Genomic DNA, 25,410 nt, shown 5'->3' on the forward strand with positions numbered 1-25,410 from the left:
CACTGGGCCACCGTGTCCCGGGTCATCGGGTCAGCAGCTCATGGCCCAGGTGTGGGAGTCGCCGTTGTCGTTGGCGGCGCCGTTGTAGCCGACCTCCTGGCCGGGGGTGAGGCAGATGGTCATGTGCCCGCCGAGCTGCGCGCGGGAGTACACCTTGACGTGGTCCTTGACCCCGGGTCCGGAGACGCCGTGGTTGGCCCAGGAGGAGTCCTCGTCGGCGATGTTGCTCTCCCACCAGCGGTCGTCGCCGGGCCACTCGACCTTCATGCCGCCGAAATTGGCGTCGGTCCAGACACAGAAGTTGCCGGTGCCGCAGGCGGCGGCCTGAGCCGGCACGGACGACGCGAGAACCAGTCCGGCGGAGAAGAGCAGGGCGGAGAGGAGGGCGGTGAAGCGCTTCACTGTGGTGGATTTCCCTTCGGGGGTGGGGGGTTGGTGGTGCTGGTACTACCGATCAGAGAGGTGGCTTCGGTGAGGGCCCGGGACCGCAGCCGCCGCCACTCGGCGAGTTCCGTACGCCGGTCCGCGCGGACCTCGGCGAGGGCGCGGTCGGTGTGGGCGGCCTCGGGAGCGAGGTTGTTGACGATCGTCGACGTACGGAACCAGCGGCGCTGGTCGCCGTAGAGCCGCCGCTGGGCCTCGGCCAGGCAGCCGTCGGTGTGGGCGCGGACGACGTGCCCCGTGGGCAGACGCAACGACAGCTCCGTACGCCCCGCGCCGAACATGGCCTCCGCGACACGCGTCCGCCCGACGTCCGGCGAGCCGCCCTGCCCGGGGCGCGGCGGGGTGAGCCCCTGCCGGGCCAGGCAGTCGTCCGTCAGCCGCTGGGTCGCCGCCTTGATGACGTCGTCCGGGGAGAACCGGGGCGGCGGAGCCGACGCCGAGGCGGCCGGTGGGGCCGGCGAACAGGCGGTACCGGCGCCAAGGAGCAGCCCACAGAGGAGGAGCACGGCGAAGGGCGTGGCGGGGACGGCGATGGAGGTGGGGACGCGGGTCTGGACGGGGACGCGGAGGGAGGCGGGGATGACGGGTCGGCGCATGGGAGGGGTTCCCGGAAACGGTGGTTCGGTCGACAGGGCCAGCCACAGCTGACACGGCGACCTGCCCACCGCGCACGCCGATATGCCCGTTTCCACCCGTACCGGCGAGCGCGTGGGGGCGCGTGTTGCCGACGCCGCGACCCTCACCGGAGGGCCGACGACGGTATGCGCCGTGAGGCCCGCACGAGGGTGCGACACGCCGTCGCGATCACTTCTCGGCGACGGATTTCACGCGGCAGGGCGCATTGCCCTCCGGGCAGGCAATTTCCGACCTTTGAGGAACCGTCAGGTGCGCTTCAGGCCGCGACCTGACGTGGAATCAGGGAGCGGGGTACGTCCCGGCGACTCCAAGAGGGTGACTACGTGTCAGCGTGCGCGAGTGTAGATCGCACCAGAATTCGAAATACCAGCTCATCGCCATATTTTGATGGTGCGTCAGGCACGCCGATCGTCACCCGTCAGGGCGACCATTCATGCGGCCGTTCGGCCTCTTTTCCGGCCCCACCCCAGCCCTCTTCGAAATGACAGCGGAAATGGCCGTCATTACGTTCGTTCTCGTCGGCAGGTCCTGTCGACGAGAACGAAGAGAAGGGGAAGTGCATTGCGCACTCGTAAGATCACAGTGATCGCCGCCTCCGTCGGCGTGGCAGTCGCGGCCGCCACCGGTGTCACCTACGCCAGCTCCGCCCTGGAGTCGACCCCCAAGTCCGCCTCGATCGTCCAGGACGCCGCACCCGTCGCCCCGCGTGGCGGCAACGGAACGGGCACGGAGGCCGGCTCGAACGCGGCCAACGCGCCGGCCGACGCCGGGCGCGGCGACAGTTCGAGGCCGTCCAAGGGGCACGAAGGGCGAGGCGGCAACGGGGGCGAGGGCCGGGAGGACTTCCGAGGCGAGAACCGGAGAAACCGCGACGACGACGGCCTGATTCTCGTCAGCGACCGCCCCTACCCTGCCGAGCCGGGGTTCTGCTTCACCGTCCTCAAGACCCCCCAAACGGCCACCTTCAGCGTCCGAAACGACAGTCGCAAGACCGTCGAATTCTTTCCCACGGTGGACTGCACCGGACCCATCGTCACCCCGGTCGGCGCTCACACCTTCAACTCCTCGATCCCCGGGACAAACATCGGCGGAAACAACACTGCGGCCAGCTTCCGCGTGATCGACTCGTACGAGCACCACTGACGCAACCGATTTCGACCACGGATAGGGATAGCCTCCCACCCGCAGCATCGGAAACCCCGGCTCGCCGTAATCGAGCCGGGGTTCCGGCACGGGGGTATCCCTACGGGATGACCTTTTCCATGATAGTCAGCGCGGGACGGCCGTTCCGGCCACGCCGCCGATAAAGGCGTGCCATCCGGTGGGCGAGATGTGAAGGAGAGGTCCGTGGGGGTTCTTGCTGTCGCGGACAGCACGGCCGCCAGTGACAGTGACAGCGACCTCGACGCAGTCACCCTGTCCTCCGGAGTACGAAGACTTCCGAAACGGGCCTATGAGCTCAGGAGTCACGACGCGTCGTCCTTGCTTCTCTGTAGTGCGCGCCGAATGAGCTGCGCGCTCGCATCCGGTGTCAACGCCACCGATCGTAGTTGGTCGAAGGCGAGCGTGTAAGCGGCGAGATCCTCAGGTGCTTCGAGGATCGACGTGCCCCGCAGGTTCTCCAGCGTCACCGCCTCCACCATCGCCGCCTCATCGAAACTGAACGAGGCGAACGCGGAGACTTCTCCGGCCAGCGTGCCCGCGCTCAACGGGAGGACCTGAACAGTCACGTTCTTCCTGTGCCCGACCTCAAGAATCTGCTCCAGCTGCTCCCGGTGGATTTCGGCGGGCACCAAGGGGTGGATGACCACGGGCTCCCAAATGATGGCCGTGTACGCCGCTCCACCCTCCTCGATCTTCGCCTGCCTCGCCGCACGCACTTTGACCATCTGCCCGACGCGTTCCGGCGCAACGTAACTGGGGCTGGCCGTGATGACGGCCTCCGCGTAGGCGGGCGTCTGCAGCAAGCCCGGCACCAGCGCCTGCGCCCACACTCGGATGTACGTAGCGTCATCCTCCAGCGAGATGTGGTCCAGATAGTCCGGCCGCAGGTGAGCCGCGTGTTCGAGCCACCAACCACGATGCTTCGACCTCTTGGCCAAGTCCTCCAGCTTGCTGCGGACTTCTGGATCGTCCTCGCCGTAGGCATTCAGCAGCACGCGGATCTCCAGGATGCGCGCCGTCACGAGTCCGCTCTCTATGCGGCTGACTCGGGCCGGATCCACCCCGAGTACCTCAGCAGCCGCCAACTGGTCGAGCTTGGCGGCCTGTCGGTAACGCCTGAGCGCGGCACCGAGCCGCCTACTGCGCACCGTCGGCCGTCCCCCTGCGGGCATCGCGTCCCCTCTCGGTCTGAACCGCCTCAACTCTAGGGGTCCTCGCCAACCTCAAGAGGGAAAATTCGCATGCATGAGGTTCTTTCAGTTGCAGCCGTAGGCGATTGAGGATCCAATCTCCTCGTGCACGCACCGCTACAGGGCGTGAACTTGCCTGCACGTCAGGGGGTCCATTCGCCATGCCCGCTCTCACCCCACGTCGCGACTCCTTCCGTATCCCCAAGCGTGGAAGACACGTCCCCGAAGCCCGCGCCCGCGTGCGGCGGATCCTCAAGGACTGGGCGCTCGACGGTGAACTCGCCCATGACGTCACCACCGTGGCCACGGAACTCGTGACCAACGCGGTCCGGCACTGCCGGGTGACCCTCGCGGAGGTCGAGGTGGTGGTGTCGGTCCGAGGCTGCGGCGTACTGGTCGAGGTGTCGGATCCGGACAAGGGGAAGGTGCCGACACAGCGCGGCGGGGACGCCGAACGGGACGGCGGCCGTGGACTCGTCCTGGTCGACGCGCTCTCCGAACGGTGGGGCCATGAGGCGCGGCCCTTCACCAAGTGCGTGTGGGCGTACTTCGTGATCCCGGGGCGGGCAGTACGGTGAGCGCGGCGGTGTTGAGCCCGTACCGCGCGCGGTGGCGGCGTTGGGCGGCCCGCGCGGAACGGTATCGGGCCACGTACGGCCGGTGGTTGCCGTTCCCGGCGCGCGAACCCTGTTGGGAGAGGCGTCCGATGAGAGCGGCGCCCGTGCGGGCCGTACTCATGGATGGACCGCACGCGGATGAAGCCGACGAGGGATGCCTCGTGCGGGCGTATGTCACGGCGTACCTGGGGGAGGGACGTACGGCATGACCGACGGAACGACAGAACGAGCAGAGGGGTCCGCCCCGCCCTCCGATCCCGTCCTGGCCACGTTCAGCGAGTGGCTGGACCATGCCGTGGCCTGCGTGGACGCGTGCCGACGGGACGGGGTCTCGTGCCTGCACTCGATGCGGCTGGCCAAACGTCACCGCGCGGCCCGGAAGGCGGCGGGGGCGGCCCGGCGGAACAGCCAGGACTGAGGCCGACGACGAGGTGGCTCCGGTACGCCGAAGTCCGGAGCTACACCGTCATTCGTTCCAGGGACACCGTGATCACCAGCTGAGCCGACAGCCCGGCCGCGCGCAGCCCGTCGGCGACCATCTCCACCAGCCACACGGCGATGTCCGGTGACCACTCACGGGTACGGCAGCCGAACCGCGCCACCCCACGCATCCCCTGGGTGTGCAGGACACGGTCGAGGTCGAGTTCCAGTCCCTGCAAGCGGCCTGCCGTCGCGGATGCGTCCGCCACGGAGACGTCCGTCACGGAGTCCTGTGCCATGTCCCGCACCGCGTCGCGCACGGCCACGACGTCGTCCTCGGTCATCGCGCACTCGGTGGGGCGGCAGGAGACAGTCACCACCACCTCGTGGCGGGCGTCGGGATCGGCGAGGCCGAACCACGGTGCCAACTCGGTCTGGTGGAAGGCGGTGTCGCGCTCGCCGGGGCGCAGCGGCAACAGCGCGTGCAGGCCGGTGAACGTCACCTCCCCCACCCGGGCCAGCGTCTCGGACAGCAGCAGGGCGATCGGCCGTACGGGGAGCCTAGGGCGTACGGCGTCGGGGAGAACTCCGGCCTGGAGCCAGCCCAGTTGGTGCACCCGGCCGTCGTGGGTCCAGTCGCCGCCGACCTCCTCGTGGGCCCACGCGGTGGGCTCGTGGTGGGCCGTGACCCGGCCCTCCTCGCTCAGCCACCGGCTGACGGTCTGCCAGCCGTAGGCACCCGCCCGGTCGATCGCGAGACCGAGGACGTCCTCCTCGACGGAACTCTCGGGATCCCGCTCCACCACACGGTCCAGCCAGGGATGCCGCTGGAGGGTGCCGTGCAGACCCACGATCAGGGTCGGGGGGATCTCGGTCGGCAACACCCCGGTCGGGGGGATCTCCGTCGGGGACATCGCGAGCGCTCCCGGAAAACACGCGGCGCCGGGGGATTTCTCCTCCGGCGCCGCTGTCAGCTCTTCATCACGTGCCACAGTACAGCGTCTGCGTGGCGGTGATCTTCTTGTTGGAGTCGTCCGGATAGCCGACCAGGTCGACGTCGACGACGCTGCGGAAGGAGTTCCGCTGGATCAGGTTCGTGCACTTCCAGGCGGCCGACGCCCGCTTGGCGCTGCCGCCGCCGGAGTACACCGTCTTGGTGCCCGTGTTCAGCGTGCGCCAGCCGGTCCCCGACTTCACCTGGATGTCCACGGTGACCTTGGCCTTGGTCGCCGGGCCGCTGATGCGCTTCCACCAGCCGTGCGCGTTGACCGCTCCGGCCACCGTGTGTGAGAAGTGGACGTTGTCGCCGCCCGTCACGAACGCGCCCACGCCCGCGGCGGCCGCGCCGGTGGCCTCGGTTTCGAGGCTGTAGGTGTTGGCGGTCTCCTGCGTGCTGCCGTCGTCGTCGGAATGCGCCGGGACCGCCGCGCCGAGAGCGAGCAGGCCGGCCAGAGCGGCGGAGGCCGCCGTCGTACGTATACGCATGTAATTCCCCGTTGATTGAGCCTTGTTGGTCGACAGCCATCAGATCAACCCACGGACCTTCGCGCACGTGTTTTATTTTCAAGTTCCAAGCAACAAGGCGTTGACAACAGGTTGTTTGCCTTCGACGCTGGACCCATGACGCCGCCGAACACTCCACAACAGCCCTCCGACACCGCCAACCCCACAGACCCCACAGACCCGTTCACACCACCGAGCGCTGACGAGGCGCGGGCTCAGCGCGTCCCCGCTTCCCTGTTCCGGATCGCGGAGCGCCACGCGGCCACGGACGAGCAGCGCCGGCGCCAGACCCATCCGCATGTGCTCGGGCCCCACGAGGCGATCCGGCTGGTGTCGTTCCTGCTCAGCGGCGCCGCGCTCCTCGACGACGGGGAGGACGAGGTCGACCGCGCGGACATCGCCGCCGCCCTCACCCTCATTCCCCTCGCCCGTGGCGAGATGGACGAACTGGAGGTCGGGCTCCTGGAGATGGCCCGGGGCAGGGGCATGACCTGGCCGGAGATCGCCTTCGGCCTGGGGCTCCAGACTCCCCAGGCGGCGAGGCAGCGCTACGAACGCCTGGCGAGCCGTACGGAGAGGACGGATGGCTAGCCGCAGGCACGGGAGATGCCGATCTCGGCCGCCACATGAGCGATCGGACGGTACTGCGAGCGCTGCACGAGCCGAAGTCGTCCCTCAAGGGGCAACGGAGCATTGCGGTGAAGCACAGGGCGTTCCTAGCGCCAGGGATCGAGGGCCAGCTTGCCCAGGGTCCGGCCCGCTTCGAGTTGCTGGAGCACTGCCGGTCCTTCGGCCAGGGGATGCACATGGGGGGTGCCGGGCTGGTAGACGCCGTGGGCGATGAGAGCGTCGATCTCGACGAGCAACGACTGGTAGATGGACGGGGCCGCGACCGCCAGCGCACCGATGTGCAGGCCCTTGATCTGAACCTGGTGGGTGAAGACCAGGTCGTGCGTGGTCAGAGTGGCGTCACCGGAAGCGGCTCCGAACACGACGATGCGTCCGGTGAAGGGCTTGGTGACGGACAGGCTGGCCTCGAACGTGGCCTGGCCCACCGATTCCAGGACCAGGTCGACCCCGCCGGTCAGGCGGGTGATCTCCTCAGCCAGATCGGGGCGCCGACTGTCCAGCACCTCGTCGGCGCCGAGGGCTTTGACGGTGTCGTGCTTCTGCGGTGAGGCCGCGGCGATCACCCGCGCACCGTAGTGGCGGGCGAGGTGCACGGCAGCCTGCCCGACGCCGCCGGCCGCGGCATGAACGAGCACCGCCTCACCCGTCTTGATCTCGCCCAACGGCTTCAGTGCCGCCAACGCGGTGGCCCAGTTCAGCACCAGACCGAGAGCCTGGGCATCGTTCCAGCCGGACGGCACGGGAAGCACGCCCATGGTCGGCATCGTCATGTACTGCGCGAAGGCGCCCGGTCCGGCTCCGACGACATGGGTGCCGAGCGGCAGCGGATTCTCGACGTCCGGGCCGACCCCCACGATCTCACCGGCCGCCTCAAAGCCCGCCACGTACGGTGCCTGCGGACCTCCTCCGTAGGTGCCGTAGGTCTGCATGACATCGGCGAAGTTGACCCCGGCCGCGCCGACGCGGATCAGGTACTCGCCGGGCCCGGGGGCAGGGTGGCGGTGATTCGTCGTGAGAGTCAGGTCCTTCGGCCCTCGGTGCGAGTGCTGGACCAATGCTCGCGCGGTCTGCTCGGCGGCGTTGTGCTGCTCGTTGATCTCCATGAGCCGACCGTAGGAACCTCACACTTACGTCAAGGTCAAGCGGCCGTCAGAGAGCAGCACAGCGGGCCTCTCTCAGGTAGGCGTCGAGTGCCGTCCGCTGATCGCTGAGAACGGCGATACGAGCAGCGATCCGATCGCGATAGCCCTGCACCTCGTGCAGGAACTCCGCACACACCACCTCGGTGCCGACATCGGATCCGTCAGCGAGGCTGGGCAGGACTTCCCTGATCAACCTCACGGGCAGCCCGGACTCCAGCAGCGACCGTATGACGAGCACCCGATCGATCGTGGACTGGCAGTAGTCACGGAACCCATTGCTGAAACGACCAGGGACGATCAAGCCCTCGTCCTCGTAGTGCCGCAGCGACCGCGCACTCACCCCGCTGACTCTGGAAGCCTCGCTGATCTTCATACCTGTAGCCAACGTCCAGGAGCACCGCGATCTTCTCTGGGGTGCTGACCTGCGTGGTGTGTTGTTGCAGGAGGAGGCTAAGTTGATCTTCTGAGACTCGTTCTTGGGGGTTGTGGCTCTGTGGCGGGTTGTTGCATCAACCGTCGGATCATGGAGTTGCATTGAGGGCCTTTCCTGTGGAGTTGCCGTCTGGGGTGCGGTACTGGACGGTCGTGGACGACGACCTTCAGGTGGTGCCGGTCGCTGACCAGTGGCTGAGGTTCTTGCGGTTCGGCCGGAGCCGGGCCGAGCTGACGACGAAGGCGTACGCCGGTGGCGTGGCCCTGTACCTGTTGTGGTGCAAACGGACCGGGAGGCAGTGGCCGCAGGCGGCCCGGGACTTGGGCCTGTTCATGGTTTGGCTGAAGTACACGCCGTCGACGCCGGACGGCGAACCGGCCCCGATGGTGCTGGGGCCCGGGGCCGATCCGGCCCGGAGGGAACGGCGGATGAACGGGGTGCTGACCGCGGTGCGCGGGCTGCTGTCATACGCCGTGTCGGTCGGTGAGGCGCCCCGGTCGGTGCTGGGGCAGATCTATGAGCTGGCCGACAGCCGGGACCTGCCGCTGGAAGCCCAGGGCGAAGACGCGGGGCTTTCCTACCGGCTGCGGGCCCGGCATCGGGTGCAGGAGCCGGAGGCGGATGTGGACCGGGCCACCGACGACGAACTGGTGGCAATGTTCCTTGAGTGCCGCAACGCACGGGACCGGCTGGTCGTGCTGCTGCACGGCCGGGTCGGACTACGCCGCGGCCAGGTGGCGGGCCTTCGCCGCAGCGACTGCCATCTGTTGCCGGTCTCAAAGGCGTTGGGCTGTGACTACGAAGGCCCTCACCTGCACGTTCGGCGTCGGGACAACCACAACGGAGCTTGGTCGAAGTCGAAGAAGGCGTGGACCCAGCCGGTGGACTTCCTCGTCGTCCAGGCCTTCGACCAGTACATCGACGAGCGCCAGCAGATCCTCGGAACCGGCGGCAGCGACTTCCTGCTGGTGAACCTGTTCCGTGAACCGCTGGGCACCCCCATGACGCCCGACGCGATGGGCGAGCTGTTCGAGCGCCTGGGCAACCGGGCGAAGCTGTCGCGGAAGGTGGGCCCGCACATGGCCCGCCGTGCGTTCGGCAGCAACGTCTCGGACGCCGGCGGCACGCTGGACGAGGTGCAGGCCCTGCTCGGACAGGATCACCCGGAGTCACCGCGGCCCTATCTGATACCTGACCGGTCCCGGCTGCGTGAGGCGATCGAACGTGTCCCCTCACCGCGAGGCCGCCGCGGCCTGGAGGAGAGCTGATGACGACGCCTCTGCCTCTGGCCCGTGAACTGCAGGACCTGCGGACCAGCGAGATCATCGACGCGCTGGACGCCGCCTTCCTGAGCCTTCTGAGCTGGGACTGGGAGGTGCGAGTCGCCCGCTATCCCAACAGCCACCCGGTGCTGGGGATGCCGGACTGCGAGATCCCCGGGTGCATGAAGGGCACCCCGCTCGGTGAGCCGATATGCGTCGGCTGCATGAACCGCTGGAGGCAGTCCGGGCTGTCCCTGGAGGACTTCACCGCCCAGGGCCGAACGGGCCGGCTCCGCAGCATCGGCCAGAAGCTCTGCGAAGTGCCGCAGTGCGAACGTCCACGCCGTTCGGTCGCCGCCAGGCTGTGTCCCGCGCACCAGTACCACTGGGCGAGATCGAGCGATCTGACCATGGAGGACTTCCTCAGCCGCCCGAACTTGCATCCGCTGCCGGCCATCGGCCCCTGCCACGTCGCCTCCTGCTACCGGACCCGCAGCCGAGAGGGCAACCTCTACTGCGACGTGCACGCCGCACGACTCAGCATCGAGCGCAAGCGCGGAACCTTCGACGGTGACGAAGACAAATGGCGCCGCACGACGCCCGCGGTGGCAGTGGACCGGGAGATCAGCCTGCGCGGCCTGCCCGACCGGCTCGTCGCCGAGCTCCTCTACAGCCTCCAGGTCCGCACCGCGCGCGAAGTGAAGACGCGCGACCACCGGTTCCGCACGATCTGCGACCGAGTACGCCTACTCCAGATACCGAGTCTGGAAACACTCGAAGACGCGGACCTGGACCGCGTGGGCCTGATCGACGACCTCGGAATGATCATCCGAGGCGCCCGGACCGCCCTGCGCCGACTGGGGACGACTCCGGAGACCGAACGCCTCAAGGACATCTGGGACCTCGTTGTCTTCGGACACAGCGGCACGCTCAACTTCACCAAGATCCACCAGAAGGCCTTCCGGGAAGCGGTCAAGGTATGGGCCTACGACGAACTTCCGCGGCGCCGCGGCCAGCACGTCGCCTCCTCCCTGCAGAACACGATCCGGGGCATGGAAAGACTCTCGGAGTCCCTGCGGCTGCAGCGTGAGGACGGCGGACACCAGCCGCGGCTTCTCAGCCGCACCGACATCGACAACTTCTGCACCCGGATCGCCTTCCTCACCGAGACCGGCGTGTTCGGGGCCTACCACCGGGTCCACGTGATCCGGGCCGTCCGGCAGATCCTCAACAGGATCCGCGTCCTGGGCCTGACCGCCCACGGCGAGATACTCGACGGGCTCCCCGCGGGCTTCGCACTGTCCGTGCAGGACATCCCGGACGAGCCCGAAGACACCGAGGCCGGCAAGGACCTGCCGGACGAGGTGATGCGCGAACTCTGCGACAACCTGGACCTGTTGGAAAAGACCAGCTACCGCGAGATCCGTGTCGCCACCGAGCTGCTGATCGACACCGGACGACGGCCCGACGAGATCGCCAAGCTCCCCTGGGACTGCCTGACCACGGACCCCGACGACTCCCTCATCCTGCTCTACGACAACCACAAGAACTACCGGCTCGGCCGACGCCTGCCGATCGCCAAGGCGACCGCCGCCATCATCACCGAACAGCAGAAACGGGTCCGCGAACGGTTCCCCGACACCCCGACCAGCATGCTCAGACTCCTGCCGAGCCCCGTGGCCAACCCCGAAGGGAAGAAGTCCATCGGCACGATCGGGGACCAGCACCGGGCATGGGTCGACGCACTGCCCGACATCATGATCCCGGTCGTCGTCGAGCTCGACGGGAAGCACGTCACGCGGCTGCTGCCGTTCGACAAGTCCAAAATCTTCCCCTACGCCTACCGGCACAGCTACGCACAACGGCACGCCGACGCCGGCATCGCACCCGATGTCCTCAAGGATTTGATGGACCATCGCGAACTCTCCACCACACAGTCCTATTACCGCGTCAACCAGGAACGACGGCGCGAAGCCGTCGACCGCGTCACCGCCCTGCAGTTCGACCGGCACGGCACCCGTGTCTGGCGCAAGGCCCAGGGCCTGCTCGACTCCGAGCACGTGCGGCGAGCCATCGGAGAGGTCGCCACGGCCTACGGCATCTGCCTGGAGCCCCACAACGTCGCGGCCGGCGGACAGAGCTGCCCGCTCCGCTTCCGCTGCGTCGGCTGCGACCACTTCCGCACCGACGCCTCCTACCTTCCCGACCTGGAGCGATACCTCGATGACCTGCTCCGCAGCCGAGAACGGCTGATGTCAGCCTTCGAGGCCGACGACTGGGCCCGCAGTGAAGCGGTGCCCTCCGAGGAAGAGATCCGCCGGGTCCGCCGCCTGATCAACCGGGTCAAGGCCGACCTCGACGACCTCTCACCCGAGGAACGCTCCCAGATCGAGGAAGCCGTCGCGGTGGTACGCCGCAGCCGCACTGTCATGCTCGGCATGCCGCGAATCGCCCAGCCCATGCCCGACGTCCGTCCCTGGAGACTCCCATGAGCCCCACCATGCGAGACGGCCGTCAGGCCAACTCCGAGCGCCGCCGCCAGCGGGTGGCCACAGCGGTCAGGAACGCCGCGAAGAACGGCACCCCGATCAGCGTCTCGGCCATCGCCCGGCAAGCCGGAGTTGACCGCAGCTTCCTCTACCGCCATCGCGACCTGCTCGAAATCGTCCACGCTGCAGAACTCGAACCGGCAGCCCAGGACCCGGCCGCGGCTCACCGGTCAGCCGGGCCTCGCTCCAGGCCGACCTCGCCAACGCCCAGGCCCGCAACACCCGCCTGGCCGCTCGCGTCCAGCAGCTGGAGAAGCGGCTGTCGCAGGCGCTGGGAGCTCAGGCATGGCAGGAGTCCGGGCTCGGAGCCCCAGCGGACATCGACGAGCTCCAGCGGAAGATCACGAGGCTGGAGCAGCACAATGTCGAACTGACCTCCGCGCTGGAGGAGGCCCGGTCCGATCTCGGTGCCGCGAGGGAGGCCAACCGGGATCTGACCAGAGCTCTGAACCAGCGCGGCTGAGTCAGTCACCGACCCGATCGTCAGCACGCGAGGCGGTCCGGGGGCTCTCGGGCGATCGGCGGTTCCTGAGCGGACGTGACAACGGCTGCCAAGTCTGCGCCCGCTCGGAGTAGTGCCACGGTCCGCATGGCGATCTGGTCGAGACGTTGTTGCAGGATGCGTTGGGTCTCTCCCAGGCCGTCGAGCTGGTGCAGGGAGCCCATGATGTCGCGTACTGCGGGAATGCCGTAACCGGTGCCGCGGAGGGCCGCGACGATTCGGGCCGCTCTGATCGCTGAAAGCACGTAACGACGTGCCCGCAGTGACGTCACTCGCTCGGGGATGACGAGTCCTTCCTGCTCCCAGAACCGCAGGGTTGAGGGACGGACGTCGAGCGCTGCGGCCAGCTGCGTGATCGTCATCGCGTCGCTCTCCTGCTCGAACTCGGGTGTGTTCGTCTCACCCTGGATCGCACGCAACGCTTGTTGAGCACGCAGAGCCTCGTCCCGTTCCCGCGCGAGCCGAACGTGCACCGCGCTGACCGCCGAGGCTGCCGCCGCGATCGACTCCGTCCGCAGCGCCGCGAGCATCTGCCGGGCTGCGACAGGCCCAACAGCACCGGCGAGTCCGCGATAGGCGCGAAGAGCATGCACGTGAGCTGATGTGTATGAGCGGTAACCGTTGCTCGATCGAGCGGCTGGGGGGAATGACTCCCAGCCGCTCCAGGTCGCGAACCTGTTGCACCGAGTACCCCGACTCTCTGGCGACATCGACTGTTCTCAGCGGTACTCGTCGCCAACCGCTCGTGGTCTCGTCCACCGGCAAACCCCACATAAGCACTTGAAGGTAATGCTTGAACCATGAGTATGGAACAGATCATCGCGACCGTGCGAGGCCTCGACGGCGCACTTGTGCTTATCCCGGAACCGGGAAGCGACTTCCCTGAACTCGCCTGGGGGGACGCGTTCTTCTACTACGCCCCCGACGGCCAGATGCCCAAGAACGTTCAGCCCTACGGGACGATCGTCACCAAGAACTACCCCGACGACGATGCTTCCGACCTGGACCCTCCGGGCCGCTGGCGCGTGAACGTCCACATCGACCGCGCGATGTTCCAGGAGCTCACTGGAGAGGAGCCGCGCAGCATCAGCCGTCCTCGTGACTACGCGGCCGCCGACAGTTTGATGCCGCATCCGGTATACGGCACGCTCAGCTGGATCTCCGTCATCAATCCCGGTGAGAGGACGACGGACACGGTCATGCAGCTACTGCGCAGCGCTCACGAGGCTGCTCGTGCGCGGCTCGCACGGCGAAACGAACCAGGACCTGCCTGATGCGGCCCTGGCGCCACAGGTGTTGCACACGATACTGTCGATCACACCGGCGCTGAGCTGCACAAAGTGGTCTTCACTCGCCTCGCGCCACACGGTTACCCCCAGAGAAGGCGGCAGACGGCCTTGGCCTCCTCGATCTGCAGCAGCGCGGGACCGGTGTTGCCGATCGGGAAGAAGAGCTCGGGGTCCTCCTCGCGGCACACCGCGTTGTGCCGCCAGTCCACGCCGGACCCAGCGGCGGGCCTGTGGGCAGCAGAGAGGTTGACGAGATCGTAGAAGTCCTGCATGGGTCCTCCGTTGTGATCCAGATACGGACAGCCCCAGGAACTCGGAGTTCCTGGGGCTGCTGGGGATGAGGGCGCTGGGAACGGTGATCTCCGGCCCCGCCTGGTGCGTCGGTGCTGCACCAGGCGGGGCTGACCTTCCGGCCGTCCGCCCTCCGTGCGGCCGGTGGTGCTACTCAGCCGTGAGGTAGCACCGGATCTTCTTGCCGAGCGGGGACGGCTCGGACGTCCAGCGGGTGGTCAGCAGGTCGAGCAAATGCAGCCCGCGCCCGGACATCGCCTCGGCACTGTCCAGGGCGACGTCGCGGCGGTTCGGTGCGCCGGGGACGGCGTCGTGGACGATCACCTCGACGCCCAACCCGACGACGTGCACCTCCACAATCAGCGGCACGGGCTCGGTCTCGGGACTGGCCCGTACGACGTTGCCGAGCAGCTCGGACACCACGAGCTCTGCGGAGTCGCCGAGCTCATGGGCGAATCCGTATGCCGTCGGCACTGATCGAGTCAGCGCGCGGACGGCGCTGAAGGCTTCCAGGGAAGCCGTCATCTCAGCGCTAAAACCGTGCTGCTGCTCGGTCACCACCAGGCCTGGCACCGGGTTGGGAAGGGTGAGATGTCCGTCCTCGGGCACGGCGTGCAGGGTGCCGGTACCGAAGACCGTGACCGTCACCGCCTCCCGCCCCTCTGGTCCTGCTCGCGGGCTCGGCGCAGCGCCTCGTCGGCCTGGCTCGGCTGCTCGTCCCCCTCCGCACCAAGCAGTGCGCGGGATGGCATCATGTTCTTCAGCAAGGTCGGACTTCCTCTCACACGCGATGGATGACGACCGACAACGGCCCCGGGGCGCAATCCCGGGGCCGTCATCGTTGTTTCGGTTCTTCACGGGCTGGGTTGGCCTCCCCTAGCGGAGGCCAACCCAGCGAGGCTGCTGACCTGTTGAAGATCCTGCTGCCCCCTGCCGTCGCCGCTCGTTCAGCGGGCGGCGAGCACAGGTAGCGCAGGAGTTACAGGCGCCGCAGCTTCTCTGCCAGCGTCGTGATCACGCTGCTGAGGTCGGCCCGCTCGAAACGATCCAGGTGTGGGCCGTAGTGCAGGAGCGTCGCCTTCAGCGAGTCGTAGGCACGCTGGATGTCGGCTCGACGAACCGTCGACTCGGCTACGCCCCACTGCCACTCGCGAAGCAGCGGAAGGCCTCGCTCTTCACGCTCCTCTTCCATCCGCGCCAACTCCTCCTGAAACGCCAGGGCCTTGCGACGGCTGGGCTCGGTTCGCTGCTTGTGGACGTAGAGGTGGGCGAGCCGACCACCGTCGACACAGCGGGTGTAACCCGACTGCTGGCAGATGGCGCAGCTGTCGCGGTGGTTCCGGTACAGCTTGAGCGCGCCCTTCGCGTCCAGGATGGGCTCCAGGATCTGAATGACTGCCGGAACAACTCGGGTCTTCGGCTTTCGTACGACCCGGTTGGTCCTGCGGCTCTTGGTGTCCGCGATCCCATCGGTGAGGCGCTTCGCCCACTCCGCGACCGGCACGTCCAGGTCGACTCGGCGGTTACTGCTGCCGCAGCGGGCCGCCTCGCCTTCGTCCGCCGGGTCGCTGTGGTGCGGGACCAGTTTCGGCGTGCGGCTCTGGGCTGCGGTGACGGGGCACCACGTCTCGCACTCTGGGCAGACCAGAGATACGAAGTCGGGTCGCAAGTCAACGTGCTGGAGCGGAAGCTCGGAGATCTTGATAGCCGGTCGGGTGCTGACGGTTCGGGTCCGCGTCCTGCGCGGTCGCTTCCTGGCCGTCAGCTCCGCGGTCGTTGCCGGCATCGAGGACTCCTTACGTACGAGGGGACAGAGTGCGTCGCGGTGCTCTCTCCGCCCACCAGGCGCACGGCGAACCGGCGTCCTGGAGGACGGACAGCGCATTGCGCTGCAACGTTCACGCAGGCAGTCACGGTCCGGAGGAGTTGGTGGTGCTCTCAACTCCGGGCCACCAAGGTGGCGACAGCTGCGGTGGTGACGCGGTGTTCCCGGAGGATCACCAACGCCTTACCTACATCAGGTTGCCTCAGGTACCCTCAGGTGTCAAGCGGTATAGTGAGGCACCTACGGAAGCGAAGGAGGCGATATGCCCGGGCCACCCCGAGCCGACAACCGGCCGCCGTATGCGCGCATCGCGGAGCACTACCGCGAGCTCATCAGCTCCGGGGCGCTGGCGCCGGGCGATCTGCTCCCAAGCATCAGGGTCCTGGCAGATCAGTGGGAAGTGAGCACGGCCACGGCCGATCGGGCCATGAAGCTGCTGCGTGACGAGAAGATCGTCAAAGGCATTCCAGGCGTCGGAACGGAAGTCATGGCACGCCCTGTGTCGATCTCTTCCGGCGCTGAGCGCCACGACCGGAGCGGCAAGACGAAGTCGTCCTGGGGCGATGGCGAGAAGTCGAGCGGCCACACCGCCGGCATAGTCACTGCCCCCGAGGACGTTGCGACGGCGCTCGGCATCGCTGTTGGCGACGACGTCATTCGCCGAAGCCGTGTTTACCGCGATGCTCATGGGATCGTCGCCCACTCGACGTCCTGGATCCCAGCCGAATTCGCCCGGGTACTCCCAGAACTGGTGGAGAGCAAGCGCCTCAAGGGCGGACTGTCGCTGGACCTGATTGCGCAGGCCACCGGGCGAGAAGTCGTCATGCGCGTGGATGAAGAGTCCGCACGGATCGCCACCAGGCCAGACCTGGAACTCCTTGAACTGGAGAGCGATGTGGTCGCGGCGATCCTGGTGCTCACCGCTAGATTTCTGGACGCCGACGGTGAACTCCTTGAATACGGAGTCGACTTGGGCGCTCCCGGCAGAACACGACGGACCACCTCGGACTTGGCGCAGTGATAGTCCAAAGGGTCGAGATACTCGACGACACGCTTGTCAGCTGCCTCGAAACACGACTGGGTGATTCGCTGCGGGCCGAACGCATCGGATCCCTGACCGCGCAAGGAGGATCCGAGATCACGCGGATCAACGCTGCCCTGGCCGGCCGACCTCGGCGCGCGCCGCGCGCTGTCCTCATGACAGGAATGCCGGGCGCGGGCAAAACGACATTGGCCCGGGCCCTTGAGCAGACTGGTTACAAGAGGCTCTGCCCGGACGAGGAGATGTTTCGCCGCTACGGCCACTACGGTCGGGACTTTCCCCGCGGTGAGTTCCGCATCCGGGAGGCCCCAGTCCTCAAGGACATCTCCGCTGAGCTCCGACGCCACCTGATGGCTGGCCACGACACCGTGGTCGACCATGGTTTCTGGACTCCGGAGGAGCGCGCCGAATGGGGACGAATCGTCACGGAGGCCGGTGGCGTGCCAGTACTCGTCTACCTGCCTGTACCTCACGAGCTGCGTTGGGCGCGGATCAAGGAACGCAACCATCTGGCGACGGTCGACCCAAACTCCATCGAGTTCAGCGAGGAAGACTTGAAGAGGTTCGCTGGCCGCTTCGTCCCGCCGATCGCCGGTGAACCGCACATCGTGTACGACGGGCAGCCGGATGCGCTCCTGGCCGCTCTTGGCCTGGAGGCCGAAGGCGATGAGATGCAGGGGCAGGTCTGCGAAGCCCAAACGCCCGGGGGCGACGTTGAGTCGGCCTGACCGTCGCGGGTTCGGCATGGGGTCCTCCGACCGGGGCGCTGAGTGGCGGGATCCGCTTCGCCCAGCTTCCGGTTCGTTGAGGCTCAGAGAGATGCCCCCATGTAGCAGTGGTGTGGACTCAGCGTGGCAATACGGCCTCGTCTGCCTGGTCAAGGACCGTTTAGGAGGTGTGTAGTGATCGCTGTGGACCGATGGACAGGTGAAGAGGCGCTGCTGCTGCGGTCAGTGAAGCGTCAGTCGGTCCGAGCGTTCGCCGAGGACCTCGGCATCAGCCCCCGGACTGTTTCCCACTGGCGTGAGAACAAAGATCGGGAGTGCCGTCCTTCAATGGCACAGATCCTCGATGCGGCACTCGCTCAGTGCACTCCAGACGAGCAGGAGGCATTCCGTTTCCGGCTGGCAGCACTGCGGGGGGACTCTATTGGTGCAGCAGGAATTGAGGACGCCCAGCCGGCGCCGTGCACCGTCGTCTCTCACAAGTTCCTGCCGGTCTACCTGGGGGAGCGGCTCGGCTCGCTCTACGAAGCCGGGGCACCACGACCGTCGGGTCCTGGAGGCCTCGAACAGCGAGTTCTGCCCGGTGGGCATCGAACGGCACACTCATCCACAATCCACGTCTACGCATGTGGGATCGCGTTGGTGCTGCTGGAAGAGCACCAACGTGTCGACTCCCTAACTGAGTTGGCGGTGTGGCGGTACCGCTCGTATCTGACCGATCGTGCCTGGGTTGGCCAGCGCATGACGCACCTGTTGGGGCAGTACAACCCGGGTGGGACTGCGGTTGATCCTTCGCCGGATCCGGAGTATGTCCTGTCGGCGTACGAGTTGCGTGACCACTCCTGGACCAGGGCCGGACTCGACACCGCTCTGCAGCTACTGACGACACCGTCGGTTCTCGTCAACCGCCAAAACCCGCAGAGCATCACGCCTCTCGGGACCGGTGTCGAGGACGCCAAGTTCCGCGACGGCTGGGCGCACCCGGAAGCCGTGGCGTTCGACGGTGGTGCTTCGCGGGGAGTGGCTGGCTGGTCTGGGGTGGCCTACCACCCGCAGCCTGACGAACGTGCCCTGACAACGAGCCAGATCGTTTCCTTGGAGTTGGATGTCCAGGCGCTGTGGGCCCTGTCCTCGCACGTCCTGCACATGATCGAGGAAGGCAAGGACCCGGTGATGCCGGCCGAGTACGGGTGGCGCTTCCTGCGCGGCGCCTACGTCCGGCTTACCACCGCCCGGCCGACGGAGACGGCACAGCACCGCGTGATGCGAGAGGCGATCCTCGCCACGAGCGAACTTCCTGATCGGCTGCGTGCCGCCCAGGATGCCCTTCGGGACAGCATTCAATGACGGTCATGGGAAGGCGGACTGTGTGGAACCTCGTTCGACGGCGCTGCTGGTCATCGACGTACAGCAGGGCTTTGTCAACCGGCACAGTGGTGGCGTTCTCCCCACTATCGTGCGGCTCGTTGAGGGGTGGCGGGCGGCTGGCGCTCCAGTGGTGTTGACGCGGTTCTACAACGCAGTTGGCTCGCCGTACGAGACGATCACTGGCTGGACGAGGCTGCGCACACCTGAGGAGCAGGCTCTCGTTACTGAGCTCGCGCCCTTCGTCGATGCCGCGGCCGCTGTCATCGACAAGGCGCAGGCCTCCGTCTTCACACCCGAGGGCGCCGAGATCATTCGGAGTTCGGGATGGACCGATCTCGTGCTGTGCGGCATCGACACGGACGCATGCGTGTACGACTCCGCAGTGGCCGCCTATCAGAACGGCTATCGGCCGTGGATCGTGACTGACGCCTGCGCCTCCAGCGGCGGAGCTCAGTACCACGACGCCGCGCTGCTGCTCGCCGCGCGGAACATCGGTGCATCCCAGCTCGTCACCAGCGAGACCGTCCTATCCCGAATCAGCGGAACCGAGGGAGCGCAGCCGTGAACGCATCGTCGTACGACGCAAACGTGCTTGTGGTCGGCGCCGGCCCGGCCGGGGTGGCTGCCTCTCTCATGGCGGCCAGCCTGAACCTACGGGCCATCGTGGTGGAGTCCGGCCCGGTGGGCGGCAAGCTGCACAGGATCGGCGCCCTGGAGAACGTACCGGGCTGCTGGTTGACCGGTCCTCAGTTTGCCGAGGCCCTGGCTGCGGACCTTGAGCGCCTGCAGGAGGCCGGCCGGTGCACGCTTGTACGGGGCCACGTACTGAAGGCCAGTGGGCACGACGACCGAGCCGAACTCGTCCTCGCCGACGGACGCGTGTTCACTGCGGGGTCCATCGTGGTCGCCACCGGTGTGACCGAGTTGTCTCCCTCCGAACTGGAGTGGGTAAGCGCACCCACCGACTTCTCCGTTTCTCCACTCTGGCGCGCCACTCCGCAGGAGCTAACAGGCCGAACGTACGTCCTCGGAGCTGATCGTCCGCTCGGGACCTGGCTGCGAGCGCACCCAGATGCGACGACGACGTTGCACGTGCTGTGCCCACCATCCGACGAATACAAGGCGGCCGAAGTCGAGGACGACGGTCGTGTACGACTGGTCCCTGTGTCGCACGCCGCCATTTCCCGGCCCGCGTCCGGCGACGGCTGGACGGTCGAAGTGAAGGGCCAGGACGGGACCAAGAACGTCTACGCAGCTACGTCGATACTCAACAACCTCGGGAGCAAGCCAGCTGGTCTGGCTGGATTGATCTCTGATGGTGACGGCTATCACCCGTCCGATCAGCAGCACCGGCGCATCCGAATCGCGGGGGACCTGCGATCTGCCCGCTTCCAACGCATTGCAACCGCCCAGGGGTCAGGGGCCGAGGCGGTGCTCGCTTACTACTACGACACCGCCCTTCGACCGATGAATGGAGCCACCAGGTGATCCGCCGTGTCTCGGTGTGCTTCCGGCCCTTGGCCGTTGCCGTCGACCGGCCGGAGAGCGTCCAGGGCGGCCTGGAGCGTGGCCGAGTCGCGGCTCCAGCGTTTGGGAGCGATCAGCTTCAGCCTCGGCGCCTCGGACGGCGCCATGACCTGGCTCTTGCAGTCGATGACGGGGACGAGGCCGAGGTTGTGGGTGAACAGCAGGACGGGCTTTTGCGCGACCATCGAGCGAAGCTCGAGGCGGGCAACGGGTCCGAGGACGTGGACACGACTACCGAGGCGCTTTGGCCTTCCGATGACGACGAGTCCGTCGAGCTGGTCTACGAGCGCTTCCCAGGCGTAGGGCTGCCCCTCGAAAGCGGACCCGTAGTGGAGGAGCTCGACGCCGTCGGGCAGGTCCTCGGTGATGCGCTTGAGCCAGCGCTGCCAGTTGGCGTCGGTCGTGGTCTTGGGGGCGGCGCTGACGTATACGCGGACCGGGTCCCCGGTGCGGCGCTCTGCGGCGATGCGGTGCATGGCCGCGGTGTAGCGGCGCTGCTGCTCAGGACGGGCGAAGGTCTCCACGTCCAGGGGATCGTCGTGCGTTGGCATCTGCGTCGCGTGCATACCGCTCATCATGCCCGGACGGTGACCCGGGTGGGGAACAGGGCAGGTGACCGAGTGGTCTGGCGCTCCGTCAAGGGGCGTTCATCCATTAGCGACACGAGCGGTACCGGGGTGTCGCCGCGGGATCTAGGAGGGGTACCGTGTCCCCTAAATAAGATCCATATGGACATGGTTAAGCCCCGCGAGGTGGTGCTCCGGGGCACGGCCGCAGACCTATCTAGGGAAGGTCTCGACATGATGCAGGGTACCCGTACCCTCCGACAGGCACACACCAAGGCACCCGCCGTGGCAGCGACGGCTCGTACGTCGCTCCGGTCGGGTGCCTTCTTTGCCTTCCCGCGCCGATCCGGCTGCGGGCGTACCTCTGCCCCGGAAGGGGGCGAGATGGAGTAGGTGCGATGGGCGGCGCCCGCTGAGCGGGTCTTCCAACCGCCGGGACGCCCGGCCACCCAGGTGATTAGCCGTCACCTCGGCTATGGCGTCCCATCTTCCACCGGGCGGGCTTAGCAGGCCCTCCCGAAGGAGTCGACCAGGCAGTTAGCAGCTGTCCGGTCGGGTCGAACTCGGTTCTCCCCAGAACCAGCGCCAAAGGCGCCTTTTTCATGCCTCCAGAACCATCCAGGAAGGCACGACCTATGTTGCAGCATGCTGCTGCCCTTTGTCAGCCCATCCATGCCCGGTTGGCGCATTTTGCGCCGTCTTACCGGTCACACTTTCCCTATCACTCGGCCACTCCGCCATGTGAGCGGGCCAGGACGGCGTCCCGAGCGTGGCTCTCCGGGATGTCGACGTGAGCGCCGTTTCGGCAGTGGCCACGACGCTTCCGAAGTTCACCGACGACGCCGTGATCGACGCTCCGGTACTTCCCCGGCAGCGGGCCGCGCTGCGGTCGGTGCCGACCTCCGGGAAGCCAGACAGCAAGGGCCCGGAGGACCCGCTGCGCCTCGGTCGCAAGATGCGGCTGCGGTTGCTCGCTGCGGTCCAGGCGCTGCTGTCGGATCCGTCGATCGTCGGGCTGAAGGATGCGGCGAAGCTGGCGGCGATCGTGCTGTACGCAAAGTCGCGGGCGCCCAAGGGCGAGAAGGACGACAACCAGACCTCGATCTGGGGCGCGGAGCTGGGCCGCTGGCTGGGCATGACGGAGTCCACGGTCCACCACAAGGTGCTGCCCCCGCTGCGGGGCACGGACGCGCTGCACACCCAGGTGGTGAGGGACGCGAAGGGGCACCCGACCGGGCTGAACTGCGTGGTGATGCCGCTGTGGAACGCGCGTAAGAGCGGGGGAGCGGCGCATCCGCTGGCGCTGGACAAGGCGGAGCTCGCAACGCTGCTGCACCTGATCGAGGCGCTGTTCGGGCCCGGCTGGACTCCGGAGGGCAAGGAGCCGACGCCGCCGGGGCTGCTGGCTGGCCGTACGGGCAAGGGGGCTGCGACCGACCGGCTCGGGCTGCTGCTGATGGTGCTGTCCACGCGGGCGTCGGGCTGGCTGCAGCTGTGCGGCGGCTCGGTGAAGAAGCGCGAGGGGCGCGGTGCGGCGACTCTGGCCCGGCTGCTGGGCTGCTCGCCCTCGGGGGCGCGGAAGGTGCTGGCGCGGCTGACGGAGGCCGGTGTCGTGGCGCGGCAGCGCAAGGCGACGTCGACGCGTATGAACGGCCGGGGCAAGGTCATGCTGCTGCCGGTGGCCCGCGCGTACGGCCGCACCTTGGCCTCTGTGGAGGGTGTTCAGAGCTCCGATCCCGTGTTTTTGGCGCGTCCTGATGGTGCGTGCGGAGATCATGCTCCCGCTGATGTGGCAGGTGCCTTTGGTACGACTGGGATCTGCGGTGCTGAGGGTGGCGAAAGTGCGGGAGATCAGGAGCGTCCCGATGGTGCAGCGTTCCACGCAGTCCACGCTCCTGTGGTTACTCCGGTAGTTCCTCTGCAGCTCTCTGGTGGTTTTTCCGGCGAATGCCGTGGGGGGTCCGGCGATCTGCCGGACCGCGCGTGCCTGCGCGAGGACCAGGCCGTCGACGGCGAGGACGCCGCTGCCGAGCCAGCGTTGCCGGTGGCAGAGGTCAGCCCGCTCCGCGGGGAAAAGCCCGGAGAGTCCGCGGTCGATGAGCAGGGTGGGCAGCGTGCTGCCGGAGCTGGGGCCGGTGGCCGGCCGAAGGCCGTGGGGGGTGGAAAGACGCGGCAGCAGGGGAGGGTGGACCTTCCGGAGGATCTTGGTCTGCGGGTGGCTCTGGGGCCGGTCTCGTGGCTGTGGGCGGGGCTGAACCGCTGGCAGCAGGACCAGGTCGTGGCGGCCGCAACTGCGGAGCTGGAGCGGCTGTCGGACCTGCTGATGCAGCCGGAGGGCGCGCCGCGGCTGCTGGCCGACCGGCTCACCGACCGGCTTGAGGAGGTCGGTGGCGAGGCCCGGGTGAACAGCGCGTTCGGCTGGATCACCAGGCGCGGCTTGGTTCGGCGGCCGGCCTGTTCGGACGTGCGCTGCGACGACGGGATCCGGCTGGACACCGGCGGCGACTGCGCCAACTGCGACAACGTGATCCACATCCGGCGGGCTCGCCGGGCGCGGATCGCGGCGGACATCGACCGGGAGCTGCCCGGCATCGGTGAGGCGGAGCGCCGCCAGGTCCTCGAGGACCGGCTGCGCGAGCACGCCGCGATCGAGGCGGAGGACTTCGTGTGGCGCCGTGAGCAGGCGCTGGCGGAGCAGGCCCGCCGCGATGCCGCCCGAGCGGCTGCACAGGAACGAGCAGAGCGCGAACGTGAGGCCGAGACCGTCGCCGATGCGTTGCGCCAGGCCCTGCCATGCGAGGACTGCGGGCAGGACCGGTCGGCCGGGCTGTGCGAGGCGTGCGACCACCGCCGTCAGACCGAGACCCTGATCGTTGAGGCCGGGCTCATCGCGGCGACCTGGTCCGACGGCCTGACCGACCCGGGCACCGTCGCGGCCGCCACCGCCAAGGCTCGGACGGCCATCGGCAACAGCATCGCCACCGCATGGCAGGAGTTCCTGCAGATCACCGACGTGGCTGCCCTGGAGGCCAATCCGGAGGCAGCTGAGGACGCGTACGCGTTCGCCGCGTTCCAGACCGCACAGCAGTCCCTCCAGGAGTACCAGGACAACGCCCTGGCGATGCTGGGCCGGACTGAGGAGGCCGAAGCCGAGGCGCGGCGGGCGTACAAGGCCGAGCAGGGCCGCCCCTGGTTCCAGCACCACCCGAACGGCGCGGACGCCATCGCAGCCGCGACGAAGGCCTCCGACAGGGCGCGGGAGCGCACCGCCCGATACCTGCTGGCGAAGCGGCTGGAACAGCTGCGCGAGCAGGCAGCGGCCCGCACGGAGACGGCCGCCGCCGCGCCGTGGACGGACCGGCTGCCCGAACTCGCCGCGCGCCGGCTGAACAGCGACGTCACCGGTGAGGTGATCGCATGAGCAGCGAGCTGAGCGGCATCGACCTCGCGCGCCAGGCCCTGACAGCGGCCCGGGAGGCGGCGAAGAAGAACGGCGGCACCCGCAAGGAGAAGCCGAAGCGGCGCACCGGCACCGTCGTACGCCGTGACGGCCGCGACCCGCTCGGGCTCGGTGCCGCCATCGGCATGATGATGACCGAACGTGGCATGGTCGCCCCGGCCGCCGGCGGCAGCGTCCTCGCCCAGTTCGACGACATCCTCGCCGCGGCCGTGCCCGAACTCGCCGGTCACGTCCAGGCCGTGGGGTTCGACGCGGACACCGGCCGCCTGGACGTCGTCCCCGAGGCCCCTGCATACGGCACGAAGCTGCGCTGGAGCGCGCCGAAGATGATCGAGGCGACCAACGCTACGGTGCCGGGCGCGAACGTGCGCATCCTGAACGTCCTTTCGCCCGCATCCGGAAAGGCCAGCCCTGCCACGGCGGCCGCCGACCCGGACCCGCGCCCGCCTGTGCCCGCCGGACTGGTGCACACCCGTGAGACCGCCTCGGACGGTTACCACCAGGCGCTCGCTGCATCCCAAGCAGCCCGGCCAGAGCGACACGTAGACCCAGCCATCGCCGAGGCGATCGAGGCACAGACCCGTGCCCTGCGCGAGCTCAGCCGACGCGCGTTCCCCGACCCGGACCCGGACTCGATCGAGAACACCCGGGCCAAGCGTCGCCGCGAGGCCAAGGCCACGCATGCCCAGGCGCTGCGCCGAGCCCGCGCCGAGCGCGCCCAACGCGTCAGCACCGCAGCTGGGGAACAGACCCTGTCTGACCGGCGTACGGCATGAACGTGCAAGTTGGCCAAATACCGCTGCACTAAAGGGTTTTGGTTCGTTG

General features: G+C 67.9%; 26 protein-coding genes and 4 pseudogenes. 15 read left to right on the forward strand and 15 right to left on the reverse strand.

The genetic code is table 11. From position 1 onward, the window contains the following. Nucleotides 1–30 precede the first annotated feature (30 nt). The gene (locus E4N62_RS19495; protein ID WP_184905513.1) at nt 31–402 is read right to left on the reverse strand and encodes a peptidase inhibitor family I36 protein; all 372 of its coding nucleotides are present in this window, start codon (nt 400–402) and stop codon (nt 31–33) included. Then, entirely contained in the window at nt 399–1,040 is a 642-nt protein-coding gene (locus tag E4N62_RS19500; protein ID WP_230216053.1) for a hypothetical protein, read from the reverse strand. Before E4N62_RS19500 ends, E4N62_RS19495 begins: the two co-directional genes overlap by 4 nt. 601 nt (nt 1,041–1,641) lie before the next feature. On the opposite strand from E4N62_RS19500, the gene E4N62_RS19505 reads away from it, so the two are divergent. After that, nucleotides 1,642–2,223 (forward strand): hypothetical protein, encoded by a 582-nt coding sequence (locus tag E4N62_RS19505; RefSeq protein WP_230216055.1) that lies wholly within the window; start codon nt 1,642–1,644, stop codon nt 2,221–2,223. A gap of 126 nt (nt 2,224–2,349) precedes the next feature. On the opposite strand, the gene E4N62_RS19510 is transcribed toward E4N62_RS19505, so the two are convergent. Beyond that, nucleotides 2,350–2,550 (reverse strand): DUF397 domain-containing protein, encoded by a 201-nt coding sequence (locus E4N62_RS19510; RefSeq protein WP_230216057.1) that lies wholly within the window; start codon nt 2,548–2,550, stop codon nt 2,350–2,352. Further along, nucleotides 2,547–3,416 carry a helix-turn-helix transcriptional regulator gene (locus tag E4N62_RS19515; RefSeq protein ID WP_230216059.1) on the reverse strand — a complete coding sequence of 290 codons (870 nt, stop codon included), beginning with the start codon at nt 3,414–3,416 and terminating at the stop codon, nt 2,547–2,549. The genes E4N62_RS19510 and E4N62_RS19515 overlap by 4 nt, the downstream gene beginning before the upstream one ends. 179 nt (nt 3,417–3,595) lie before the next feature. On the opposite strand from E4N62_RS19515, the gene E4N62_RS19520 reads away from it, so the two are divergent. Continuing rightward, nucleotides 3,596–4,012 (forward strand): ATP-binding protein, encoded by a 417-nt coding sequence (locus E4N62_RS19520; RefSeq protein WP_230216061.1) that lies wholly within the window; start codon nt 3,596–3,598, stop codon nt 4,010–4,012. Between the two features lie 244 nt (nt 4,013–4,256). Further along, nucleotides 4,257–4,469: a hypothetical protein gene (locus E4N62_RS19525; RefSeq protein ID WP_230216063.1), complete on the forward strand. Its 213-nt coding sequence runs from the start codon at nt 4,257–4,259 to the stop codon at nt 4,467–4,469. Nucleotides 4,470–4,509: 40 nt separating this feature from the next. On the opposite strand, the gene E4N62_RS19530 is transcribed toward E4N62_RS19525, so the two are convergent. Next, complete coding sequence (locus tag E4N62_RS19530; protein WP_230216065.1) at nt 4,510–5,385, reverse strand: hypothetical protein; 876 nt, start codon at nt 5,383–5,385, stop codon at nt 4,510–4,512. A gap of 67 nt (nt 5,386–5,452) precedes the next feature. After that, nucleotides 5,453–5,956, reverse strand: a complete 504-nt coding sequence (locus tag E4N62_RS19535; protein ID WP_230216067.1) for a hypothetical protein — start codon at nt 5,954–5,956, stop codon at nt 5,453–5,455. Between the two features lie 135 nt (nt 5,957–6,091). Here E4N62_RS19535 and E4N62_RS19540 point away from each other — a divergent pair, with 135 nt between their 5' ends. Then, nucleotides 6,092–6,565, forward strand: coding sequence for a DNA-binding protein (locus E4N62_RS19540; RefSeq protein ID WP_230216069.1), 474 nt, complete (start codon nt 6,092–6,094; stop codon nt 6,563–6,565). Nucleotides 6,566–6,567: 2 nt separating this feature from the next. Here the strand turns inward: E4N62_RS19540 and E4N62_RS19545 are convergent. The 3 genes and pseudogenes from E4N62_RS19545 to E4N62_RS19555 all read right to left on the reverse strand — a co-directional run. Beyond that, a pseudogene (locus E4N62_RS19545) lies at nt 6,568–6,681 on the reverse strand (IS481 family transposase); the annotation flags it as partial. Between the two features lie 9 nt (nt 6,682–6,690). Continuing rightward, complete coding sequence (locus tag E4N62_RS19550) at nt 6,691–7,707, reverse strand: NADPH:quinone oxidoreductase family protein (RefSeq protein WP_230216071.1); 1,017 nt, start codon at nt 7,705–7,707, stop codon at nt 6,691–6,693. Nucleotides 7,708–7,753: 46 nt separating this feature from the next. Next, nucleotides 7,754–8,119: a MerR family transcriptional regulator gene (locus E4N62_RS19555; RefSeq protein WP_230216073.1), complete on the reverse strand. Its 366-nt coding sequence runs from the start codon at nt 8,117–8,119 to the stop codon at nt 7,754–7,756. 176 nt (nt 8,120–8,295) lie between these two features. Between E4N62_RS19555 and E4N62_RS19560 the strand changes: the two genes are divergently transcribed. The 3 genes and pseudogenes from E4N62_RS19560 to E4N62_RS48775 all read left to right on the forward strand — a co-directional run. Then, the gene (locus E4N62_RS19560) at nt 8,296–9,447 is read left to right on the forward strand and encodes a site-specific integrase (RefSeq protein WP_230216075.1); all 1,152 of its coding nucleotides are present in this window, start codon (nt 8,296–8,298) and stop codon (nt 9,445–9,447) included. Beyond that, the gene (locus tag E4N62_RS19565) at nt 9,447–11,933 is read left to right on the forward strand and encodes a tyrosine-type recombinase/integrase (protein ID WP_230216077.1); all 2,487 of its coding nucleotides are present in this window, start codon (nt 9,447–9,449) and stop codon (nt 11,931–11,933) included. The genes E4N62_RS19560 and E4N62_RS19565 overlap by 1 nt, the downstream gene beginning before the upstream one ends. Before the next feature lie 8 nt (nt 11,934–11,941). Further along, nucleotides 11,942–12,061 (forward strand): annotated as a pseudogene (locus E4N62_RS48775) (hypothetical protein); the annotation flags it as partial. Between the two features lie 92 nt (nt 12,062–12,153). Here E4N62_RS48775 and E4N62_RS48780 read toward each other — a convergent pair. Both E4N62_RS48780 and E4N62_RS19580 read right to left on the reverse strand, forming a co-directional pair. Beyond that, nucleotides 12,154–12,462, reverse strand: coding sequence for a hypothetical protein (locus tag E4N62_RS48780; protein ID WP_230216344.1), 309 nt, complete (start codon nt 12,460–12,462; stop codon nt 12,154–12,156). Nucleotides 12,463–12,473: 11 nt separating this feature from the next. Then, nucleotides 12,474–13,266, reverse strand: a pseudogene (locus tag E4N62_RS19580) (MerR family transcriptional regulator). Nucleotides 13,267–13,298: 32 nt separating this feature from the next. Here E4N62_RS19580 and E4N62_RS19585 point away from each other — a divergent pair. Continuing rightward, nucleotides 13,299–13,766 carry a DUF6194 family protein gene (locus tag E4N62_RS19585; RefSeq protein ID WP_230216079.1) on the forward strand — a complete coding sequence of 156 codons (468 nt, stop codon included), beginning with the start codon at nt 13,299–13,301 and terminating at the stop codon, nt 13,764–13,766. Nucleotides 13,767–13,876: 110 nt separating this feature from the next. On the opposite strand, the pseudogene E4N62_RS19590 reads toward E4N62_RS19585, so the two are convergent. The 3 genes and pseudogenes from E4N62_RS19590 to E4N62_RS19600 form a co-directional block, all read right to left on the reverse strand. Then, nucleotides 13,877–13,990: pseudogene (locus tag E4N62_RS19590) on the reverse strand (WhiB family transcriptional regulator); the annotation flags it as partial. Nucleotides 13,991–14,222: 232 nt separating this feature from the next. Then, nucleotides 14,223–14,720 carry an ATP-binding protein gene (locus tag E4N62_RS19595; RefSeq protein ID WP_230216081.1) on the reverse strand — a complete coding sequence of 166 codons (498 nt, stop codon included), beginning with the start codon at nt 14,718–14,720 and terminating at the stop codon, nt 14,223–14,225. Nucleotides 14,721–15,051: 331 nt separating this feature from the next. Further along, nucleotides 15,052–15,858, reverse strand: a complete 807-nt coding sequence (locus E4N62_RS19600) for a hypothetical protein (protein ID WP_230216083.1) — start codon at nt 15,856–15,858, stop codon at nt 15,052–15,054. Between the two features lie 301 nt (nt 15,859–16,159). Here E4N62_RS19600 and E4N62_RS19605 point away from each other — a divergent pair, with 301 nt between their 5' ends. The 5 genes from E4N62_RS19605 (at nt 16,160) to E4N62_RS19625 (ending at nt 20,520) form a co-directional block, all read left to right on the forward strand. After that, complete coding sequence (locus E4N62_RS19605) at nt 16,160–16,918, forward strand: GntR family transcriptional regulator (RefSeq protein WP_230216085.1); 759 nt, start codon at nt 16,160–16,162, stop codon at nt 16,916–16,918. Then, nucleotides 16,915–17,667: an AAA family ATPase gene (locus tag E4N62_RS19610; protein ID WP_308185269.1), complete on the forward strand. Its 753-nt coding sequence runs from the start codon at nt 16,915–16,917 to the stop codon at nt 17,665–17,667. The genes E4N62_RS19605 and E4N62_RS19610 overlap by 4 nt, the downstream gene beginning before the upstream one ends. Before the next feature lie 174 nt (nt 17,668–17,841). Then, entirely contained in the window at nt 17,842–19,011 is a 1,170-nt protein-coding gene (locus E4N62_RS19615) for a helix-turn-helix transcriptional regulator (protein ID WP_230216087.1), read from the forward strand. Then, nucleotides 18,986–19,597, forward strand: a complete 612-nt coding sequence (locus E4N62_RS19620) for an isochorismatase family cysteine hydrolase (protein WP_230216324.1) — start codon at nt 18,986–18,988, stop codon at nt 19,595–19,597. Before E4N62_RS19615 ends, E4N62_RS19620 begins: the two co-directional genes overlap by 26 nt. Then, nucleotides 19,594–20,520 carry an NAD(P)/FAD-dependent oxidoreductase gene (locus E4N62_RS19625; RefSeq protein ID WP_230216089.1) on the forward strand — a complete coding sequence of 309 codons (927 nt, stop codon included), beginning with the start codon at nt 19,594–19,596 and terminating at the stop codon, nt 20,518–20,520. The genes E4N62_RS19620 and E4N62_RS19625 overlap by 4 nt, the downstream gene beginning before the upstream one ends. On the opposite strand, the gene E4N62_RS19630 is transcribed toward E4N62_RS19625, so the two are convergent. After that, the gene (locus E4N62_RS19630) at nt 20,478–21,125 is read right to left on the reverse strand and encodes a hypothetical protein (RefSeq protein ID WP_230216091.1); all 648 of its coding nucleotides are present in this window, start codon (nt 21,123–21,125) and stop codon (nt 20,478–20,480) included. The genes E4N62_RS19625 and E4N62_RS19630 overlap by 43 nt on opposite strands. An 808-nt stretch (nt 21,126–21,933) precedes the next feature. Between E4N62_RS19630 and E4N62_RS19635 the strand changes: the two genes are divergently transcribed. Beyond that, entirely contained in the window at nt 21,934–24,546 is a 2,613-nt protein-coding gene (locus E4N62_RS19635; protein ID WP_230216093.1) for a hypothetical protein, read from the forward strand. Continuing rightward, nucleotides 24,543–25,361, forward strand: a complete 819-nt coding sequence (locus E4N62_RS19640) for a DciA family protein (protein ID WP_230216095.1) — start codon at nt 24,543–24,545, stop codon at nt 25,359–25,361. The genes E4N62_RS19635 and E4N62_RS19640 overlap by 4 nt, the downstream gene beginning before the upstream one ends. Nucleotides 25,362–25,410 lie beyond the last annotated feature (49 nt).

Origin of the sequence: Streptomyces sp. MNU76, assembly GCF_020982545.1 — a bacterium.
GTDB lineage: Bacteria > Actinomycetota > Actinomycetes > Streptomycetales > Streptomycetaceae > Streptomyces.

Bases quoted from the DNA above. Each gene is read 5' to 3' on its own strand.
- E4N62_RS19500 (WP_230216053.1), bottom strand. From the start codon at position 1,040: ATGCGCCGACCCGTCATCCCCGCCTCCCTCCGCGTCCCCGTCCAGACC.
- E4N62_RS19515 (WP_230216059.1), bottom strand. From the start codon at position 3,416: ATGCCCGCAGGGGGACGGCCGACGGTGCGCAGTAGGCGGCTCGGTGCC.
- E4N62_RS19520 (WP_230216061.1), top strand. From the start codon at position 3,596: ATGCCCGCTCTCACCCCACGTCGCGACTCCTTCCGTATCCCCAAGCGT.
- E4N62_RS19525 (WP_230216063.1), top strand. From the start codon at position 4,257: ATGACCGACGGAACGACAGAACGAGCAGAGGGGTCCGCCCCGCCCTCC.
- E4N62_RS19530 (WP_230216065.1), bottom strand. From the start codon at position 5,385: ATGTCCCCGACGGAGATCCCCCCGACCGGGGTGTTGCCGACCGAGATC.
- E4N62_RS19535 (WP_230216067.1), bottom strand. From the start codon at position 5,956: ATGCGTATACGTACGACGGCGGCCTCCGCCGCTCTGGCCGGCCTGCTC.
- E4N62_RS19540 (WP_230216069.1), top strand. From the start codon at position 6,092: ATGACGCCGCCGAACACTCCACAACAGCCCTCCGACACCGCCAACCCC.
- E4N62_RS19550 (WP_230216071.1), bottom strand. From the start codon at position 7,707: ATGGAGATCAACGAGCAGCACAACGCCGCCGAGCAGACCGCGCGAGCA.
- E4N62_RS19555 (WP_230216073.1), bottom strand. From the start codon at position 8,119: ATGAAGATCAGCGAGGCTTCCAGAGTCAGCGGGGTGAGTGCGCGGTCG.
- E4N62_RS19565 (WP_230216077.1), top strand. From the start codon at position 9,447: ATGACGACGCCTCTGCCTCTGGCCCGTGAACTGCAGGACCTGCGGACC.
- E4N62_RS19585 (WP_230216079.1), top strand. From the start codon at position 13,299: ATGGAACAGATCATCGCGACCGTGCGAGGCCTCGACGGCGCACTTGTG.
- E4N62_RS19600 (WP_230216083.1), bottom strand. From the start codon at position 15,858: ATGCCGGCAACGACCGCGGAGCTGACGGCCAGGAAGCGACCGCGCAGG.
- E4N62_RS19605 (WP_230216085.1), top strand. From the start codon at position 16,160: ATGCCCGGGCCACCCCGAGCCGACAACCGGCCGCCGTATGCGCGCATC.
- E4N62_RS19620 (WP_230216324.1), top strand. From the start codon at position 18,986: ATGCCCTTCGGGACAGCATTCAATGACGGTCATGGGAAGGCGGACTGT.
- E4N62_RS19630 (WP_230216091.1), bottom strand. From the start codon at position 21,125: ATGCACGCGACGCAGATGCCAACGCACGACGATCCCCTGGACGTGGAG.
- E4N62_RS19640 (WP_230216095.1), top strand. From the start codon at position 24,543: ATGAGCAGCGAGCTGAGCGGCATCGACCTCGCGCGCCAGGCCCTGACA.